The sequence below is a fragment of the Sedimentisphaera cyanobacteriorum genome (genome assembly GCF_001997385.1).
GTDB classification, from domain to species: domain Bacteria; phylum Planctomycetota; class Phycisphaerae; order Sedimentisphaerales; family Sedimentisphaeraceae; genus Sedimentisphaera; species Sedimentisphaera cyanobacteriorum.
This window is the reverse complement of the sequence record NZ_CP019633.1, coordinates 626239-643455: the sequence shown is the minus strand read 5'-3', so window position 1 is coordinate 643455 and position 17217 is coordinate 626239. Positions and strand designations below refer to the sequence as shown.

At 47.1% G+C, this 17217-nt stretch carries 17 protein-coding genes; 2 read left to right on the top strand and 15 right to left on the bottom strand.

All coding sequences use genetic code 11. The annotated features are described in order from the left end of the window. Positions 1-243: 243 nt before the first annotated feature. The gene (locus tag L21SP3_RS02445) at positions 244-1794 is read left to right on the top strand and encodes a 2-isopropylmalate synthase (protein ID WP_077539176.1); all 1551 of its coding nucleotides are present in this window, start codon (positions 244-246) and stop codon (positions 1792-1794) included. 21 nt (positions 1795-1815) lie between these two features. Next, on the top strand, positions 1816-3087 hold the full coding sequence (locus L21SP3_RS02440) for a 3-isopropylmalate dehydratase large subunit (protein WP_077539175.1): 1272 nt from the start codon (positions 1816-1818) through the stop codon (positions 3085-3087). An 84-nt stretch (positions 3088-3171) separates the two neighbouring features. On the opposite strand, the gene L21SP3_RS02435 is transcribed toward L21SP3_RS02440, so the two are convergent. From L21SP3_RS02435 to L21SP3_RS02365, 15 genes are all read right to left on the bottom strand, one after another. After that, positions 3172-4158: a DUF1573 domain-containing protein gene (locus L21SP3_RS02435; RefSeq protein ID WP_161488065.1), complete on the bottom strand. Its 987-nt coding sequence runs from the start codon at positions 4156-4158 to the stop codon at positions 3172-3174. A 104-nt stretch (positions 4159-4262) separates the two neighbouring features. Then, positions 4263-5192, bottom strand: coding sequence for a quinolinate synthase NadA (gene nadA, locus L21SP3_RS02430; protein ID WP_077539173.1), 930 nt, complete (start codon positions 5190-5192; stop codon positions 4263-4265). Between the two features lie 107 nt (positions 5193-5299). Next, positions 5300-6211, bottom strand: coding sequence for a serine O-acetyltransferase EpsC (gene epsC / locus L21SP3_RS02425; protein ID WP_077539172.1), 912 nt, complete (start codon positions 6209-6211; stop codon positions 5300-5302). Between the two features lie 18 nt (positions 6212-6229). Continuing rightward, positions 6230-7150 carry a cysteine synthase A gene (gene cysK, locus L21SP3_RS02420; protein ID WP_077539171.1) on the bottom strand — a complete coding sequence of 307 codons (921 nt, stop codon included), beginning with the start codon at positions 7148-7150 and terminating at the stop codon, positions 6230-6232. Between the two features lies 1 nt (position 7151). Further along, complete coding sequence (locus L21SP3_RS02415; protein ID WP_077539170.1) at positions 7152-7586, bottom strand: RrF2 family transcriptional regulator; 435 nt, start codon at positions 7584-7586, stop codon at positions 7152-7154. A 32-nt stretch (positions 7587-7618) separates the two neighbouring features. Next, the gene (locus tag L21SP3_RS02410) at positions 7619-8572 is read right to left on the bottom strand and encodes a radical SAM protein (RefSeq protein ID WP_161488064.1); all 954 of its coding nucleotides are present in this window, start codon (positions 8570-8572) and stop codon (positions 7619-7621) included. Further along, a complete protein-coding gene (gene kdsA, locus L21SP3_RS02405; protein ID WP_077539168.1) occupies positions 8565-9392 on the bottom strand; it encodes a 3-deoxy-8-phosphooctulonate synthase in 828 nt (275 codons plus the stop codon). The genes L21SP3_RS02410 and kdsA overlap by 8 nt, the downstream gene beginning before the upstream one ends. A 240-nt stretch (positions 9393-9632) precedes the next feature. Then, positions 9633-10676, bottom strand: coding sequence for an SUMF1/EgtB/PvdO family nonheme iron enzyme (locus tag L21SP3_RS02400; protein ID WP_077539167.1), 1044 nt, complete (start codon positions 10674-10676; stop codon positions 9633-9635). 170 nt (positions 10677-10846) lie between these two features. Then, positions 10847-11470 (bottom strand): V-type ATP synthase subunit D, encoded by a 624-nt coding sequence (locus L21SP3_RS02395; protein WP_077539166.1) that lies wholly within the window; start codon positions 11468-11470, stop codon positions 10847-10849. 24 nt (positions 11471-11494) lie between these two features. After that, positions 11495-12895 carry a V-type ATP synthase subunit B gene (locus tag L21SP3_RS02390; protein WP_077539165.1) on the bottom strand — a complete coding sequence of 467 codons (1401 nt, stop codon included), beginning with the start codon at positions 12893-12895 and terminating at the stop codon, positions 11495-11497. Further along, complete coding sequence (locus L21SP3_RS02385; RefSeq protein ID WP_077539164.1) at positions 12888-14669, bottom strand: V-type ATP synthase subunit A; 1782 nt, start codon at positions 14667-14669, stop codon at positions 12888-12890. The genes L21SP3_RS02390 and L21SP3_RS02385 overlap by 8 nt, the downstream gene beginning before the upstream one ends. Positions 14670-14723: 54 nt before the next feature. Beyond that, complete coding sequence (locus tag L21SP3_RS02380; RefSeq protein ID WP_161488063.1) at positions 14724-15044, bottom strand: V-type ATP synthase subunit F; 321 nt, start codon at positions 15042-15044, stop codon at positions 14724-14726. Continuing rightward, complete coding sequence (locus tag L21SP3_RS02375; RefSeq protein WP_077539162.1) at positions 15044-16063, bottom strand: V-type ATPase subunit; 1020 nt, start codon at positions 16061-16063, stop codon at positions 15044-15046. Before L21SP3_RS02375 ends, L21SP3_RS02380 begins: the two co-directional genes overlap by 1 nt. 15 nt (positions 16064-16078) lie before the next feature. Continuing rightward, positions 16079-16660 carry a V-type ATP synthase subunit E gene (locus tag L21SP3_RS02370; RefSeq protein ID WP_077539161.1) on the bottom strand — a complete coding sequence of 194 codons (582 nt, stop codon included), beginning with the start codon at positions 16658-16660 and terminating at the stop codon, positions 16079-16081. An 18-nt stretch (positions 16661-16678) separates the two neighbouring features. Next, on the bottom strand, positions 16679-17206 hold the full coding sequence (locus L21SP3_RS02365; RefSeq protein WP_094759208.1) for a V-type ATP synthase subunit K: 528 nt from the start codon (positions 17204-17206) through the stop codon (positions 16679-16681). Positions 17207-17217 lie beyond the last annotated feature (11 nt).

Genomic DNA, 17217 nt, shown 5'->3' with positions numbered 1-17217 from the left:
TTTTTCATTTGAAATTTGATCTGCTGATGCTAAAATGCCTTCGTTATGAAAAATTTTTCTAACATATCAATAATATTTTCTGCTGACACCCTCAGCAGCCTACTCCTACTGCGCCTGTAGGGCGCTTAATATTTAAACACACATACCGTAAACAGACCGTTAATTTTCTCAACACGTTATAATCTAAGATTACAGAATTTACTGTATCATAATTTTCTAAACGCTTGAAAAACAGGTAGTAAAATGAAAGACAAGATTTACATATTTGACACAACACTCCGCGACGGCGAGCAGGCACCGGGAGCAGCTATGGGAATACAAGACAAGCTTCAGGTTGCACATCAGCTCGATGCCCTGAAGATTGATATAATCGAAGCAGGTTTTCCTGTTTCCTCGCAGGCACAGTTCGAGGCCACAGAGATGATCTCGCGTGAACTGAGCTATCCCACAATAGCCGGACTGGCAAGGGCGAACAAATCTGACATAGACAAAGCCGGCGAGGCCCTCAAGGACGCTAAGAGAAAACGCATCCATACATTTATAGCAACCTCCCCTATCCACATGGAATACAAACTCGGGAAAACGCCGGATGAGGTGATGAAAATGGCTGTTGAGGCGGTTTCGCATGCCAAAACGGCTGCTGACGAGGTGGAGTTTTCGCCTGAAGACGGCTGCCGGAGCGATATGGATTTCCTCGTGGAGATTGTGCAGGCAGTGATAGAGGCCGGAGCAACTACGGTTAACATCCCCGATACAGTGGGATATGTTCTGCCGGAGGAATACGGGAATATAATCGCAACGCTTAGAGAGAAAGTTCCCAATATAGATAAAGCCGTGCTCAGCACGCATTGCCATAACGACCTCGGAATGGCAGCGGCAAACAGTCTTGCTGGCGTTAAAAACGGCGCAAGACAGGTTGAATGTACGATCAACGGCATTGGAGAAAGGGCAGGCAACGCTGCTATGGAAGAGATAGTGCTCGCAGTTAAAACCCGAAGCGACTTTTTCGAGGGGATAGAAACCGACATTAAAACCACAGAGATTGCTAAGGCAAGCAAGCTGGTAAGCAGGCTCACAGGATTTGCTGTTGCTCCGAATAAGGCGATCGTTGGTTCGAATGCCTTTGCACATGAAAGCGGGATACACGTTCACGGAATCCTGAAAAACCGCGAGACATACGAAATTATGACTCCCGAAACAATCGGGCTGGAAGGCAATCGTATGGTACTCGGCAGGCACAGCGGCAAGGCAGGCTTCAAAAAGAGATGCGAGGAAATGGGCTACAAACTCTCTGAGGCAGAGCTCAAAAATGCTTTCGATAAATTCTGCCAGCTCGCTGATAAGAAGAAGGAAGTGTTTGATGAAGATATAGCTGCGATTATCAGCGATGACATACGAAAAGAAGAGCAGATATTCAAACTCGACCATCTTCAGGTTGCATCGGGTTCAAGTTCCAGTACAATACCGACTGCCAGCGTCAGGATAATCCATAACGGCAAGTCTCTGGTTGCTGCGGCACACGGGGACGGCCCGGTAGATGCGGCCTATCAGGCTGTTCGCTTAGCAACAAATATAAGCCCGGAGCTTGAAAGCTATTCAATCCGTGCGGTTACCGGCGGTAAAGATGCCCTCGGAGAGGCTACTGTAGAGATCCTCGACGATGACGGAAAACGGATTATCGGCCGCGGAGCTTCGACAGATATCATCGAAGCAAGCGCAAAGGCGTATGTTGATGCGATCAACCGCCTGGTGCGCAGGCAGAAAATAACCGAAATGAAAGAAAGTTCGATTTAACTCTAACAGCAGGAAATGATTATGAAGCAGGGTATGACAATCACCGAAAAGATATTAGCCAGAGGAGCCGGCAAAGAAACGGTAAAAGCTGGGGATATAGTTAATGCCGGGATCGATGTAGCTATGTGCCACGATGTAACCACGCCTCCGGCTATTACAATGCTTGAAGAAAGAGGCATCACAGGCGTATTTGATAAAGAGAAAATCGTAGTTACGCCGGACCACTTTCAGCCTGCAAAAGATATTAAAAGCGCCGAGCTGCTAAAAAGACTCGACTCATGGGCAAGACGCAACGAAATAACAAACTACTACCCTGTGGGCAGAGCGGGCGTTTGCCATGCTCTTCTCCCTGAAAAGGGACATATCCGCCCGGGTGAGATTATTGTAGGCGGTGATTCGCATACCTGCACATACGGCGCCTTCGGAGCATTCAGCGCAGGCATCGGTTCAACCGACCTTGCAGCAGTGCTTGCAACGGGTGAGCTGTGGTTCAAAGTGCCTGAGAGCATCAAGTTTGTAATGAACGGGCAGCTTGGCGAATGCGTTTACAGCAAAGATATGATCATCGCAATAATAACCCGAATCGGCACAGACGGCGCACTTTACAAGGCAATGGAATTTGCCGGAAGCGCGATTAGCTCGCTCAGCATGGAAGCAAGAATGACAATCACCAATATGGCTATTGAGGCCGGCGGAAAAAGCGGAATTATCGGAGTAGATGACACTGCACGCGAATATCTTGACAGAGTACTGCCTGAAGAGAAAAAAGGATATCAGGTATTCGAATCGGATTCAGACGCAAAGTACTCAAGCTTGGAGGAATTCAACTGCTCAGAGCTTGAACCGATGGTGGCAATGCCTAATCTTCCAAGCAACGGCGAACCTGTAAGCGGAAGAGAAGGGATTCCGATGGATCAGGCGTATATCGGCAGCTGCACCAACGGACGAATTGAAGACCTCCGCATAGCAGCGAAATTCCTCAAGGGCAGAAAAGTTAAGAGCAGAACAATCGTAGTACCCGCTACACCTTCAATCTGGAAGCAGGCCAATGATGAAGGACTGCTTGATATTTTCTACGAATCGGACTGCGTGGTAGCGGCGCCGACCTGCGGGGCATGTCTTGGCGGATTTATGGGCATTCTTGCTGAAGGCGAAAAGTGCATCAGCACAACGAACCGCAATTTTGTGGGCAGGATGGGACATCCAAAAAGCGAGGTTTATCTGGCAAGCCCTGCAACAGCAGCCGCAAGTGCTGTAGAGGGCAAACTGATCGACCCGAGAAAACATCTATAAGAGCCTAAGAGCCGTAAAATCAAAAGTTAAAAGCCGCAGGGACTTAAGTTCTGCGGCTTTTTGATTTGTGATAATGAAAAGCTTTTATCTTCTGAACCACCCGCTGCACTTTACATCAAGGGTATGTTCACCATTGATTTTGAGTTTTAATTCGTCGGTGAAGTATCTTGACCCGCCCTTCTCCTCGGGAGCTTCGATCTTCACCATAAGCTTGGTCATAGAATCTCTTGCCTGCTTTTTCTCGCAAGACATATAGCCGTTTTTGCTGTCGGCTTCTGCTATCTCTACGCTATTGCCGTAGTTGCTCTTGATCCATACTTCTCTATTGGTTACCTGTCCGGGCGTTGCATCCTGCACAATGATCCTCGCAGGCGAGGCTGAATAAAGCGGGAGGGTCTGGAAAGTTGTGGAAACTACGCCGCACTCAGGATGGTCTGTTTGTATACTAATCAGGCCGTTGAGACTGTCCTCTAAAACTTTTGAATCCACATCAGCCGTTATCATATGTTTCTTGGCCGCATCTTTGCTGTAGTTGAATTTAAATGCGCTGTTTCTGCATTTAATTCCCGTTATCTTAAACGCTTTGTCGTCTTTGCTGTGAACTTTTATAAAATCAAAGCCTGCATTATCTTCTACAAGCGAAAGCTCAAGCCGCTTAGGGTTTACACTTATCTTCAGTACGGTATTAGATTTGATCTTTAACTGATACCGCGGATTTGATTCATCGTTTGAATGGATGTAAAGGTGCTTGGTAACAGCACCTTCTCTTTGAGAGGAAGTATAGCGTACCTTTATCTCGCCTTCCTCGCCCGGTGCGTATTCCTTTTTGTTCAGCTCAGGGACGGTGCAGCCGCAGGTGCTTTGAACACGGTTTATTTTCAGCTTGCCCGAACCTGTATTTTTGAACTTGTAACTAAAATTAAAGACTTCATGAGGACTTACTTTACCAAAATCTTTAACAGGATTCTCAACTTTTATTTTGGCGTCACCTGCAACTGCCGAATTGGCTGCTGGGTAAGCAGTAAATACAAAAGCTGAGATCAGAGCAAAAACTCTTAAATTTGTTATCATATTACACTCCGAAATTAATTTTTGAAACATAATAAACTTTTTCAGTTTTAATTCACAAATACGATATTCATTCCAAGATGAAAAGCTTGAAATTCTACGCCGATTTATCTTTGGGCTGTATTTTTGCTTGCCGCCGGCAAAACAGAAAGCATTCGCTCCAAGGCCTTTCGCGCTTTGGAAGCAGTACTCTCCGGGACGCTCACCTCGAACTGTTCATTCTCAAGGCTTCGAAGAACCGCTGGAAGAGTTATCTTCTTCATATCAAAACAAATCCTCGGGCTTGCCTGAATAAACTCTTTATCAGGGCATTTCTCTGAAAGAGCATAGATTATCCCGGGCTCTGTTGCCACTATAAACTGAGCTGCAGTGCTTTCAGAGGCATACTGAATCATCTGAGCGGTACTGAGCAGCTTATCAGCCAGCTCACGCGTATCCTCCGGGCATTCCGGATGCGCCATTACCACCGCCTCGGGGTACTGCTGTTTGCGGTCTTTGATTATTTCGCTTGTCATATCCTCATGAGGAGGGCAGCAGCCGTCCCATGTGATGATTTTGCGGCCGGTTTGCTCACGGACATAGGCACCGAGATTTCTGTCTGGAACGAAAAGAATCTCTTTATCCTCAGGCAGATTGCTCACCAGCTCCACAGCATTCCCGCTTGTGCAGCAGTAATCGCTGAGGGCTTTCACCTCCGCACTGCTGTTTACATAAGTAACGGTTAATGAATTCGGGTGCTGCTTTTGGAAATCCTCAAGCTGTGATGCTGTAACCATATCTGCCATTGGGCAGCCCGCTGAAGGGTCTGGTATTAAAACTTTTTTCTGGGGCGAAAGGATGCTTGCGGTTTCCGCCATAAAATGCACGCCGCAGAAAAGAATAATATCCGCTTGAGTATCAGCCGCCTTACGGCTCAAACCCAAAGAATCCCCGCTGTAATCGGAAATTTGCTGAACTTCAGGCTGAACATAGTTATGCGCAAGTATAACGGCATTTTTTTCTTGCCTGAGTTTGTTTATCTTATCTGCTATATTCATAATCTATGGTGTAACTGCTTTTATAAAAATCAAAATTGTGCTGTACTTTCCGAAATTTTATCCTTTCAAAGGCCGGTATCAACGAAAAATTCGGAAGCTTTGAAAAATCAGGACTTCTTCCCCTTGCGTTTGCCTCTAATCACCAGCTCCGGATTAACGCTCATCACGGTCTGGCCGGGTTCTACAGACTCTTTCACCCAAGTATTACCAGCAATCACAGAGCCCTCGCCTATCACCACATCACCGAGTATGGTTGCCTCAGCGTAGATAGTTACGTTGTCTTCTATTGTTGGGTGGCGTTTCCCGCCCTTTATAATATTTCCATTGCTGTCCTTTTTGAAGCTCAGGGCTCCGAGTGTAACGCCCTGATAAATCTTTACATGCTCTCCGATGACAGCTGTTTCGCCTATAACAACCCCTGTGCCGTGGTCTATGAAGAAGTAATTTCCTATATTTGCCCCCGGGTGAATGTCAATGCCGGTAACCTGATGAGCATTTTCGCTCATAATCCTCGGAATCAGCGGCACTCCCGCTTTGTAAAATTCGTGCGCTACTCTATGGACAGCTATGCACCGAAGTCCCGGGTAGCTTATCACTATTTCCTCTTTGGTTTGAGCTGCCGGATCACCTTCATAAGCGGCTTCAATGTCCGTTTTAAGCACTTCCCTTATGGAAGGGATTTTTTCAATAAAATCATCAACTGCTTTTTTCGAAGCGCTTACGCATTGTTCGCAGATATCATCCGGCTCGTGCTGGCACTGATACTTCAAGGCCAGCAGAGTCTGACGTGAGAGCCTTTCTTTTATCGAGCACAGCAAACCGCCTATTACATATTGAATATTATCACTTCGTATGCTGTATCTGCCTGAATAACCCGGGAACAATACTTCAAGAATATCTTCCAGACACAATTCAATCTCTCTTCTATGGGGAAGATTTTTGTTTTCGCAGAAATTAACCGCCCTGTCATCAAGGCAGGAATCTACGATTTTCTTTACCATTTCAGAAGTATTGCCCATTTTATTTCTCCATGAATATTATGAGAAAAGCTCTGTGGATATATATCTCTCCCCGGTATCGCATAGAACAGTAACGATGTTCTTGCCCTTTGCCTCGGGGGAATTGGCTACCTGCATAGCAGCAAAGACATTAGCCCCTGCACTTATGCCCACTAAAATACCTTCTTTCTTTGCAAGAAGCTTTGAAGTTTCCGTTGCCTGCTGCTCATTAACTTTAACAATTCTGTCTATTACAGAACGGTTCAGCACATCGGGTACAAAGCCCGCACCGATACCTTGTATTCGGTGCGGTCCTGCTTTACCGCCAGAGAGTACTGGCGAGCCCTCCGGCTCTACTGCAACAGATATCATTTCTTTATTCTTTTCCTTTAGATACTCACTGCAGCCGGTAATTGTTCCTCCGGTACCTACGCCTGCAACAAAATAATCAATCCCTTCGCCGAGGTCACGTTCAATTTCCAGAGCAGTAGTTTCTCGGTGGGCTTTGGGGTTTGCGGGGTTGTTGAACTGTTGAGGTATGAAGCTTGGTTTATGCTCTTGAGCTAATTCTTCGGCTTTATTTAAAGCGCCTTTCATTCCTGCGGAGGCTTCTGTGAGCACTATCTCTGCCCCCAGCATATTCAGAAGCTTTCGCCTTTCAATACTCATCGATTCGGGCATAGTAAGCATTAGCCTGTATCCTCTGGAGGCGCAGATAAATGCAAGCCCAATTCCTGTATTTCCGCTGGTGGGCTCTATAACTACCGTTTCAGGGGTGATTTTGCCGGATTTTTCAGCCTCATTTATCATATAGAGGGCTATTCTATCTTTCACGCTGCCGCATGGGTTAAAAAACTCGCATTTTCCAAAAATGCGCCCTTGAAAATCACCCAGCCTGGTCAATTCTACAAGCGGGGTATTGCCTATAGTGCCTGTAATGCTCTCAAAATATTCAGCCATTTTAGTTATCACTCCCAGCGTTTCTCAATTCTAAAGTTTTCTCAGCAAGGGATTTGAGGTCGTGCTTTTTCAGCTCCTCAGCAATCATATCAGACATATAATGAGAAATCTCTTTGACTGCGCATTGATCGCAATCCCCGCAGATATTCATACCAGACATACACTCTACAGGTTCGATTGGTCCTTCAATAACCTTTATAATATCGTACAGACTAATCTGTTCTGGAGATTTAGTGAGGTAGTAGCCGCCTTTTGCACCCCTTATGCTCTGCACAAGGTCGGCTGATTTCATTTGAGTGAGAAGCTGCTCGAGATATTTCAACGAAATATTTTCGTTTTCAGCAATTATTTTTATCTGAACAGGCCCTTTCTGCCACCTTAAAGCAAGCTCTATAGCCGCTCTGATACCATACCTGCTTTTTGCGGTTAACTTCATTAATGTCTCCTTCCTAATTGTTCTGTTACCTATTACTTCGAGCTTTTCAGCTTGTAGAAAACCTCACCGTTGTATTCAAATGATTCCAGCAGCTCCTGCTTTTCAAGCTGTTCAATGACAGGCTCCAACAGAGTCAATTCTGTTCCGAGCCCCTCAGCAATGTCAAGCTTTCTGCAAGCACGTCTTCTCAGCAGCTCTGTAACCTGATTTTCTATACCCTCAGCATTGGCAGCGGTTTCTGCTGTTTCATAATGAATCAATCCCTCATGGCCGATTCCCATGATCTTAGCCGCCTTAATGAGCTCTTTCTCGCTCAGAGCCTTCAAAGAAGGTTCGGCTCCGGGACGAATTACTGTATTAAGCTGTATTCTATCAGGTTTTATTTTGTTCACAAGTTTTTTCAGCTTTTCAAGACTCTCTAAAGATGTATTGATGCCCTTAATCAAAAACACCTCTAGCCAGTACTGACCATTAAATTCTCTGCTGAACTGCTCAAGACCTGTTATCAGCTTATCAAACGTAACTGTCTCGTGAGGCCTGTTTATAGTTTGGAAAGACTGCTGGTCGAAGCCGTCGAGCGAGGGCATAACTAAATCTGCCTGCTGGAGTCTTCTGCGCACTTCCTGCTTCCAGAGCATAGTACCGTTTGTAATAACGGCTATCTTTTTGCCGGTCTTCTGTTTAAGCTTTTCGATTATGTATCCAATGTCTTTGTGAAGTGTGGGTTCGCCGGAGCCGCTGAATGTTACGTAATCAACCTTTACACCCGATTCCAGACGCCTGCAAACCTCATCAATCACCTTATCCGGTTCGGCATAAGTCTTGATTTCTATCACCGGCGGTTCATCCATACAAAGCTGGCAGTATATGCAGTTCTGCGTGCAGGTCTTGAGCGGCAGAATATCGACGCCAAGACTCGAACCGAGCCTTCTTGAGTTTACCGGGCCGAAAACATAGCTGAATTTTTCTTGTTTTTTCTCACTCATCATCCCGCCTGATTAAATCAAAAATTCTCCTGCACCTTTTGAGAGTTTTTTCAAAATCGCTCATCCGCATCATACAGGCAGAATCGCAAAGGGCCTCTTCAGGGCTGGGGTGTATCTCAAAGAAAAGTCCGTTTGCCCCTGCAGCCACAGCAGAAGCAGCGAGAACCGGGGCTTTCTCCCTTGCCCCAGCGCTGGAAGTGCCCAGTCCGCCCGGCTGCTGGGTGCTGTGAGTGGCATCGAATATTACAGGACAGCCCAGATTCTGCATCTCGCCGATAGCTGTCATATCATTAACGAGGCGGTTGTAGCCGAAAAATGTTCCTCTCTCGCAAAGCATTATCTTCTCGCAGCCGGATTCTTTGAGTTTGCCTACCACATTTTTCATCTCCCAAGGGCTCAAAAACTGCCCCTTCTTCACGTTTACCGCCGCACCGGTCTCAGCAGCGGCTGCAAGAAGGTCTGTCTGACGGCAGAGAAATGCCGGTATCTGGAGGCAGTCTGCCACTTGGCCAACCTGAGCGGCCTGCGATGGAAGGTGTATATCAGTAACAACGGGAAGTTGGAACTGTTCTTTAACCTGCTGAAGAATCCTTAGTCCCTCATCTATTCCCGGGCCTCTGAAACTTGTTATGCTTGAACGATTTGCCTTATCGAAGCTGGCCTTGAAAACTATGCCCGCAGAAAGCCTCTCCGAAACACCTTTGAGAAATTCTGCAACTTTGAAACATAAATCTCTGCTTTCGATAACACAAGGGCCTGCGAAAACAAATAAATCCTCCTGAAAACCGATGGGAATGCCGTCTATGCTGAATCTGCTCAATTAAATCCCTTCCGAAACACGGAACAATATTGCAAAAAAAAAGACATCCGGCTTTAAACCTTCTGTCAAAAATCAATTTTCAAATTACTGTATTGAGATTTATGTTACACAAAAAAAGGGGCAATACAAGAAAAATTCAAAGTTTGATATTTTTGAATACGATAAATACCGCCTTCCAAACGTCTTTTATAAGGCTCTCACTCTTAAGAAAGTATGCAGATTAAGCTTAACAAATAGATTCTATTCGCGCATAAACACACGAAAACCATAATTGAAATGACCTGCAAGAGGCGAACCTGACAATCTGCTTTCAACCTTGCAATTCTCTGCAGAATCGCACCAGCTCCCGCCCTTCAGCACGCGATAACCCTCGCCCCAAATGGTATCAGTCCATTCCCAAACGTTCCCGGCCATATCGCAGAGGCCGTAGCCGTATTCTCCGAATTCGCCTGCGGAAGATGTATGAGGAAAGCTTGAAAGGCCTGCGGGATTGTTTAATGCGTAATTTGCCTTAGAGCTGTCTATACTTGTGCCGCAGCCGTAATCGAATGCCCCGTGATAGTCTGCCCCAGCCTGCCACTGCTGCTCAGAAGGGAGTATATAGCCGTAGTAATCGCAAAAGGCTTTCGCTCCAAACCAGCTCACCTCCACCACCGGATGACTGGTCATATCATTGCCGCTGCGGGATTCTGAATAGAAACTGCCGTCTGAGTAAGAAATTTGGGCGTGGGGGTCGTCTATATCGTAATAAAGCTGCCCGTTATATGCCCCCCGGACACCATAAATCCCGTCTGTCCGGACATCAATATCTTCACAGGCGAGAGCATCTGTCAGGAATTTGCAGTATTGGGCGTTGGTAATTTCATACTTGCTCACATAACCAGTAAATTCGGGCTCATCAATATAAACCCAAGACATACCGTTAAATCCATCCTCGCCTGAGAATGACACCATTATATTCACTCTTGATCCTGCGGGAACACTATCTCCGGCAGCGGGGTACTGACTTATCACCGTATCTTCAGGAAATGAAAGGCTGTGCTGCTGGGTGAGCGAGCCTACAGAAAGACCTGCGGAAATTATTGAAGCCTCCGCCTCTGCCTTGCTGAGCCCCCAAACAGAGGGAACTTCAACGTCAGAAGTTTCGAGCCAGCGGTTGGCAAAATATGACAAATCAGCCAGATCAATAACACCGCTGCTGTCGTGGTCTAAAGCAGAATCCCACTGCCCAAAAGAAGAAGCAGCAATTAAAACTGCAATCAGAAATACCGTGAAAAATCTCATATTTTATATCCTCAGTCATAGAGTAGAAAAAGGTTAGCTCTACACTGAAAATACAGATATCTTCGCTTTTTTTTCAAAAAAAATGAAAAAAGCTCAAGTTTGCGGGCAGGATTCCGGCAATATTTTCCCTCAGGCAGAAAGACGCTTATGCTTGAAGCCTTCTAAACGCCCTACTGATCTCCCCTGATTATATCAGCGATAATCATAAGTCTGCTGGTGTTGTCTCTTTCGTTTTCGCTGAGCCTTGAAGCGATATACTTTATTGTGTCTTTGGTTTCAGGGATAACAACATGCTCAAGTACGTTTACCCTCCGCCTTGTTTTCTGGAGGTCTGTAGCCAGCAGGTATGCCTGTTTTTCCTTCTCGGCCAGTTCGATAATCATATCAAAAACCTTCTCGAGGGAATAGAGAGCAGCATCCAGCTCTGGACTTGTTTTTGCATATCCATAGCAGATTACATCTCCCTCAAGCTTTTTCTCGAGAGAGGGAACCTTCACGTTCATAACGCTTGCAAACTGCACGGCAAGATTGAATTTTTTCACTGGCACCTCAAGAGCCGCTGCCACATCTTCAGGCTCCATTGATGCCCTTGCGAGCATAAAGCGCCTTGAAGTGTTGTTCAGGGCCTTTTCCACTTCCCTGCGAAGCGGAGCAATACCGCGTGAGATCTGCACAAGCTGCCTTGAAAGCTCATCACGCTTCTGGCTTAAAAGCTTATGGCCTCTTTCTGCAAGCTCAACCTTCCTTCGAAGCCTGAGCATCTCCATTCTTGTAGCACTGACATTTGCCTGCATTTGCTTTGCCGATTAAATTTAGTGTTATTCTGAATTCTGCCCTGCAGAAGATCTGAACTTAGGCATATACTTATCGATAAGCTCTTTGTCAATACGCTTGAGCTCTGCATCTTCGAACATAGTTAGAAGTTCCCAGCCCAGATCAAGTGTTTCATAAACAGAGCGGTTTTCCCGATAGCCCTGTTTGATGTATCTTGCCTCAAACTCATTTGCAAACTTCATATACTTCTGATCCTCTTCGCTCAAAGCCGCCTCGCCGAGAATTGTAGCAAGCTCCTGAGCTTCCTTACCCCTTGCATAGGCCGCATAGAGCTGATTGTAAACGTCTGCATGATCGTCGCGTGTTTTACCTTCGCCGATACCCTTATCCTTAAGCCTTGAAAGGCTTGGCATAACATCCACAGGCGGGGTAACGTTGTTTCTGTAGAGCGAGCGGGACATAATAATCTGCCCCTCTGTGATATATCCTGTAAGGTCTGGTACGGGGTGAGTTTTATCATCTTCGGGCATTGTGAGCACAGGCACCATCGTTATAGAGCCTTGATTGCCCTTAACCCTGCCGGCACGTTCGTAAATTGTTGCAAGGTCTGTATAAAGATATCCCGGGTAACCCCTTCTACCAGGAACCTCGAGCCTTGAAGCACTAATCTGCCTGAGGGCCTCGCAGTAGTTTGTCATATCGTTGAGAATTACGAGCACCTGCATCCCTCTGTCGAAAGCGAGATATTCCGCTGCTGTAAGGGCAACACGCGGCGTAGAAATTCTTTCGATAGCCGGATCATTTGCGAGGTTTATAAACAATGCTGCACGCTCAATTGCACCGGTATCGGTAAGATCTTTGATGAAAAACTGAGCGGCCTCAAATGTAATACCCATTGCAGCGAACACAACCGCAAACTGCTCATCATCACCTAATACAGTAGCCTGCCTTGCAAGCTGTGCAGTAAGCTCGTCGTGCGGAAGACCTGAGCCTGAGAAGACAGGCAGCTTCTGACCGCGAACAAGGGGGTTTAGCCCGTCTATGGTTGAGATTCCTGTCTGGATAAACTCGTTGGGATAATCACGGCTGAATGGATTAATCGGACTGCCGTTGATATTGAGCCTTTTTTCGGGGATTATATCAGGCCCGTCATCTGAAGGCACGCCGATACCGGTGAAGACCCTGCCGAGGATATCCGGAGATACACCCAGCTCGAGTGGCTTGCCGAGCGGACGAACTTTCGATTCATCAATATCAATTCCCTCAGTGCCCTCGAATACCTGCACGAGAACCTTTTTACCGTCAACCTGCAGGATCTGTCCGTGCCTCATAGAGCCGTCTCCAAGCTCTATATCGACAATATGGCCATACTTAGCGTCTTCGACGCCCTCAACGACCATCAGCGGCCCTGCAATACTGGATACTGTTTTATATTCTTTAAGCATTCACCTGCTCCTTCTTTAAAGAGCCAACCTGTTCATCAATCTTTTCGCGAATCTGAGCGAATTTATCAAGCTCATCTTCCGGCGTATATTTGCTTCTTGCAATATCTTCCTTCACGCCCGCAGCGACAACCTCGTCGATATCGGCACCGGAATTCAGCGCCTCGAGCGAGACATTGTGCAGGTGCAGAATAGTTTTGAGCATTTCATACTGCTTTTCCAGCGAGGTGTATGTATCAACGCTGTGGAATGCGTTTTGGTGGAGGAAGTCTTCACGAACGGTCTTCGCTGTTTCAAGCGAAACCCTGTCTGCTGAGCTGATCGCCTCGGCGCCTACGAGCCTTACAATCTCAAGCAGTCCGGCTTCTTTCTCAAGCAGAGACATAAACGTGTTTATCATTTCCATCATCTCTTCTGCCACCTGCTCATCATCAAAGCTCTTGCCGAGATACTCCTTGTAGAACGAGTAGCTGGTGAGCCAATCGATAGCGGGGAAGTGTCTCTGCTGGGCAAGGCTGGACTGCAGCGACCAGAAAACCTTAACCACGTGCAGAGTTGCCTGTACAACCGAATCGGAAAGGTCGCCTCCCGGCGGGCTTACTGCACCGATAATTGAAAGTGCGCCTTCTCTATCCGGGCTTCCGAGGCACTGAATCCTTCCTGCACGTTCGTAGAAAGATGCAATCCTTGAACCGAGATATGCTGGATACCCCTCTTCTGCAGGCATTTCTTCAAGACGAGTTGAAATCTCTCTCATCGCCTCCGCCCAGCGGCTCGTGCTGTCTGCCATCAATGCAACTTTGTAACCCATATCGCGGAAGTATTCCGCTATTGTAATTCCGGTGTAAACCGAAGCCTCTCTCGCTGCCACAGGCATATCGGATGTGTTGGCGATAAGGACAACACGCTCCATAAGCGGCTTGCCGGATTTCGGGTCTTTCAGCTCTGGGAATTCAGTGAGCACGTCTGTCATTTCGTTGCCGCGCTCGCCGCAGCCTACGTAAACCACGACCTCCGCATCGATCCACTTTGCAAGCTGATGCTGGACAACTGTTTTGCCTGTACCAAACGGGCCGGGAACACAGGCCGTACCGCCCACACCGATTGGGAAGAACGTATCAATTACACGCTGACCTGAAACCATTACTCTGTCCGGCGTGAGCCTCTGGCGGCTTTTTCGAGGTGAACGTACAGGGCATTCCTGCATAAGCGAGATGTTTACCGTTTTGCCGGCCTCAGTTTTAACCTGCGCAACTGTATCGGTAACTGTATATTCGCCGGAGCTAATGCTCTCAAGCTTCCCGCTGACGCCCTGAGGCACCATAATCTTATGCTCGAGCAGAGAGCTTTCCTGCACTGTCCCGATAATATCGCCTTCACTGACCTCATCGCCTTCATTCATTGAAGCATCAAACTGCCACTTCGTTTCGCGGTCGAGCCCTGGAGTATCGTTACCCCTTTGGATAAACGCACCTTCAGACTCGTAGAGATCCCTTAAAGGACGCTGAATACCATCGTATATATTTGTAATAAGCCCGGGTCCAAGCTCCACACTCAGCGGAGATCCTGTGTTGACAACAGGCTCACCCGGCCCTACTCCGACAGTATCCTCGTAAACCTGCACGTTTGCCTTGCCGGAATGCAGCTCCACGATTTCGCCTATTAGGTTAGCATTGCCAACCCTGACCACATCGTACATTTTTGCCCCGGTCATCCCTTCAGCGGTAACAACCGGTCCGGCAACTTTAATAACTCTACCCTGTCCAAGTTCTGTCATTTCTATTTCCTAAACTGCTTTACAAAAAAGCCCGCTTTCAGCAGGCATAAGCACTTATCCATTCTTCAGTATATCTATTCCCGTTGCGAGCTTGAGCACCTTTCCGAGGGATTCCATCGCGAACCCTTCGGATTCCGAAACAAACGGAAGAACAAGCACGCAGGGCGTTGCTTCTGCATTTTTCTTTTCGAAGACTTCGTTTGCCTTATGAGCGATATCCTCCGATACCACAATCAGGCTGTAATTTTCCGTAAGCATATTCTCTGCTGCCTGAGATACATCATCGTCCTCATGGACTGGATGGGTATCAAGCCCAAGCGCAGAAAACGGCATTACAAAATCCGAACTTCCCAGTACTGCTGCCTTACCCTGCATCAAACCCCCAATCTGTCTGAAATAAACTGCTTTGAAAGGCCGTTTTTCTTTGCGGTTATCACAATCCGCAGCCATCTGAGCTCGATGAGCTTTCTGTAGTAGAAAGCAATGAGGGGCTGAAGCCCTGCGGCTATATAATCAGCCACATCGCAGCATCGCTGGAGATGCTGTTCGCAAAGAGCCTCAAAACGCACAAACGAGCTGCTGCTGTTGAGGTAATCCACACTGGAGACGATCATAGGCTCGTAATCGGTTGAGTAGAAGATTTGGTCGAACACATCAAAGCTCTGGAACATTGCTCCTTTGAGCTTATCGATATCCACAAATCCGCCCGCTATAAAGGGCGGTTCCTCTTCACTGCCTGCAAACTTGGAACGAATAACCATACCAATATTTGTAAGATCAATTCGAGCTGCAGTAATGTCTGAGAGGTAAATAAGCTTAGCGTTTTGAGCCAGCTTCTTGTGCCAGTGAAATTCTATTCTGTCTATGGCATAATCGATTGAGCGCAGGTCTTTGGTGGCGTAATATTCGAGGACGGACTCTTCTGCGGCCTGCCTGAAATGAGCGGGAAGGTCGCTGTAGTCGTCGCTTTCGAAAATACTCTCAAACTGCTCCGGCGGCACTGTACCGGCATTGGAGTAGTCCTCGCCGATAGGTCTTTCAGCTGCAAACCGCCTCACCGCAAGCCTCAGATTAGACATATCCGCTTCAATCTCCGGCAGAGAGGCTATCGGGCTGCCCGAGGCCATATCTTTGAAGAAGGTTTTCAGCTCATTTCTCGCATCGGCAAGAATGCTGTATATCCTTTCGATAGGCTCATCGGGCTGGAAGCCGTAATCACTTCCGGCCGTGCATTCTATTGCCTCTCTATAGCTTCCCGCAGAAGCCATATCAGCAAAGACATTCAGGGGCAGCAGTTTTGTCTGCATTGCCCGCACAAGGCCTGCGTGATAGGCGTAATCCCAATTTTCTTTTCCCGCTCTGGGCGTTTGGATTATTTCGTATATTTCCTGCATCTGCTGGATAATCCTTTATTCAGTAAAAAGCTGAGAGTGTATTTCGCCTTCAAGCTCCGACTGAGCCATTTCCACCAGCACCTCGAACGAGAGATTGATGCTCACCTGCCCGCTTGAAAGAGAAATGCCTCTCTTGAAAGAAGCCCTCTCTTCTGCGAGAGTAAGCTTGAGCCCTGTGTCCTTATTGACAGAATTTACAAAATCCTCATCAACAAACTTTTCCTCGCTTCCCGGGTAAATTACTTCATCCCCGTTGACCGCATTCTTCTTAATCAACCCGGCATACAGCTTTTGAAACTGCTCTTTGCCGAGAGATTCCATCTTATCGTGAACGCGTTCGTTGAGCTTGGAAACGATCTGCTGCTTCTTGCTCAAGATCTCAGTCCTGCTCTTCATACGGGCAGTTGCGAGGATTCTTCGCTTTTCCTCTTCGCCGGCTTTCTGCGCCAGCTCATCGGAATGCTGCTCATACTGCTGAACAAGCTCATCGGTTTTCTGGTTATAAGCGAATATCTGCTTATCATTTTCAGCTTTGATCTCTTCGGCATTTTTTTCAGCCTCAGAGATAATTTTATTTACAACCTGTTCTGTATTCATTTGGTCTTCCTGTCGGCTTTAGCCCGCAAAAGATGCCCAGTCGATACCGTTATTCACAATCAAGAACCATGCGAGGAATCCGAAGAGAGCATACAGCTCAACAAAAATACCATACATAACACCGGCCTTAGTAGCCATTTCCGGGCGTTTGGCAGCCATAAGAATACCCGCTGCACATACCTTCCCTTGGAAAATTCCGCTGAACAGACAGGAAATTCCCACAGCCAGACCGCCTGCAAGGACAATCCAGCCCTGTGTCATACTCAGCTCGAAAATCTGCGCACCTTGAGTAAAGGCGTTCATATTTTTCAGAGTAAGCAGAGCTGCTACAAGTCCGTAAATGCCCTGCGAGCTCGGCAGTACTACCAGAAGCATCTGAGTACCGTATCTTTCGGGCTTGTCTGTAAGCACGCCGTTACCTGCCCTGCCTGCCAAGCTGAGACCAATCGCTGAGCCTGTACCTCCGAAGAATACCGCACAGGCCATTCCCAAAAACGCTAAAGCCGTTCCTGTTAGAGCTGCACCACTGTTAACCATTTCTTCCATAATTAATTTTC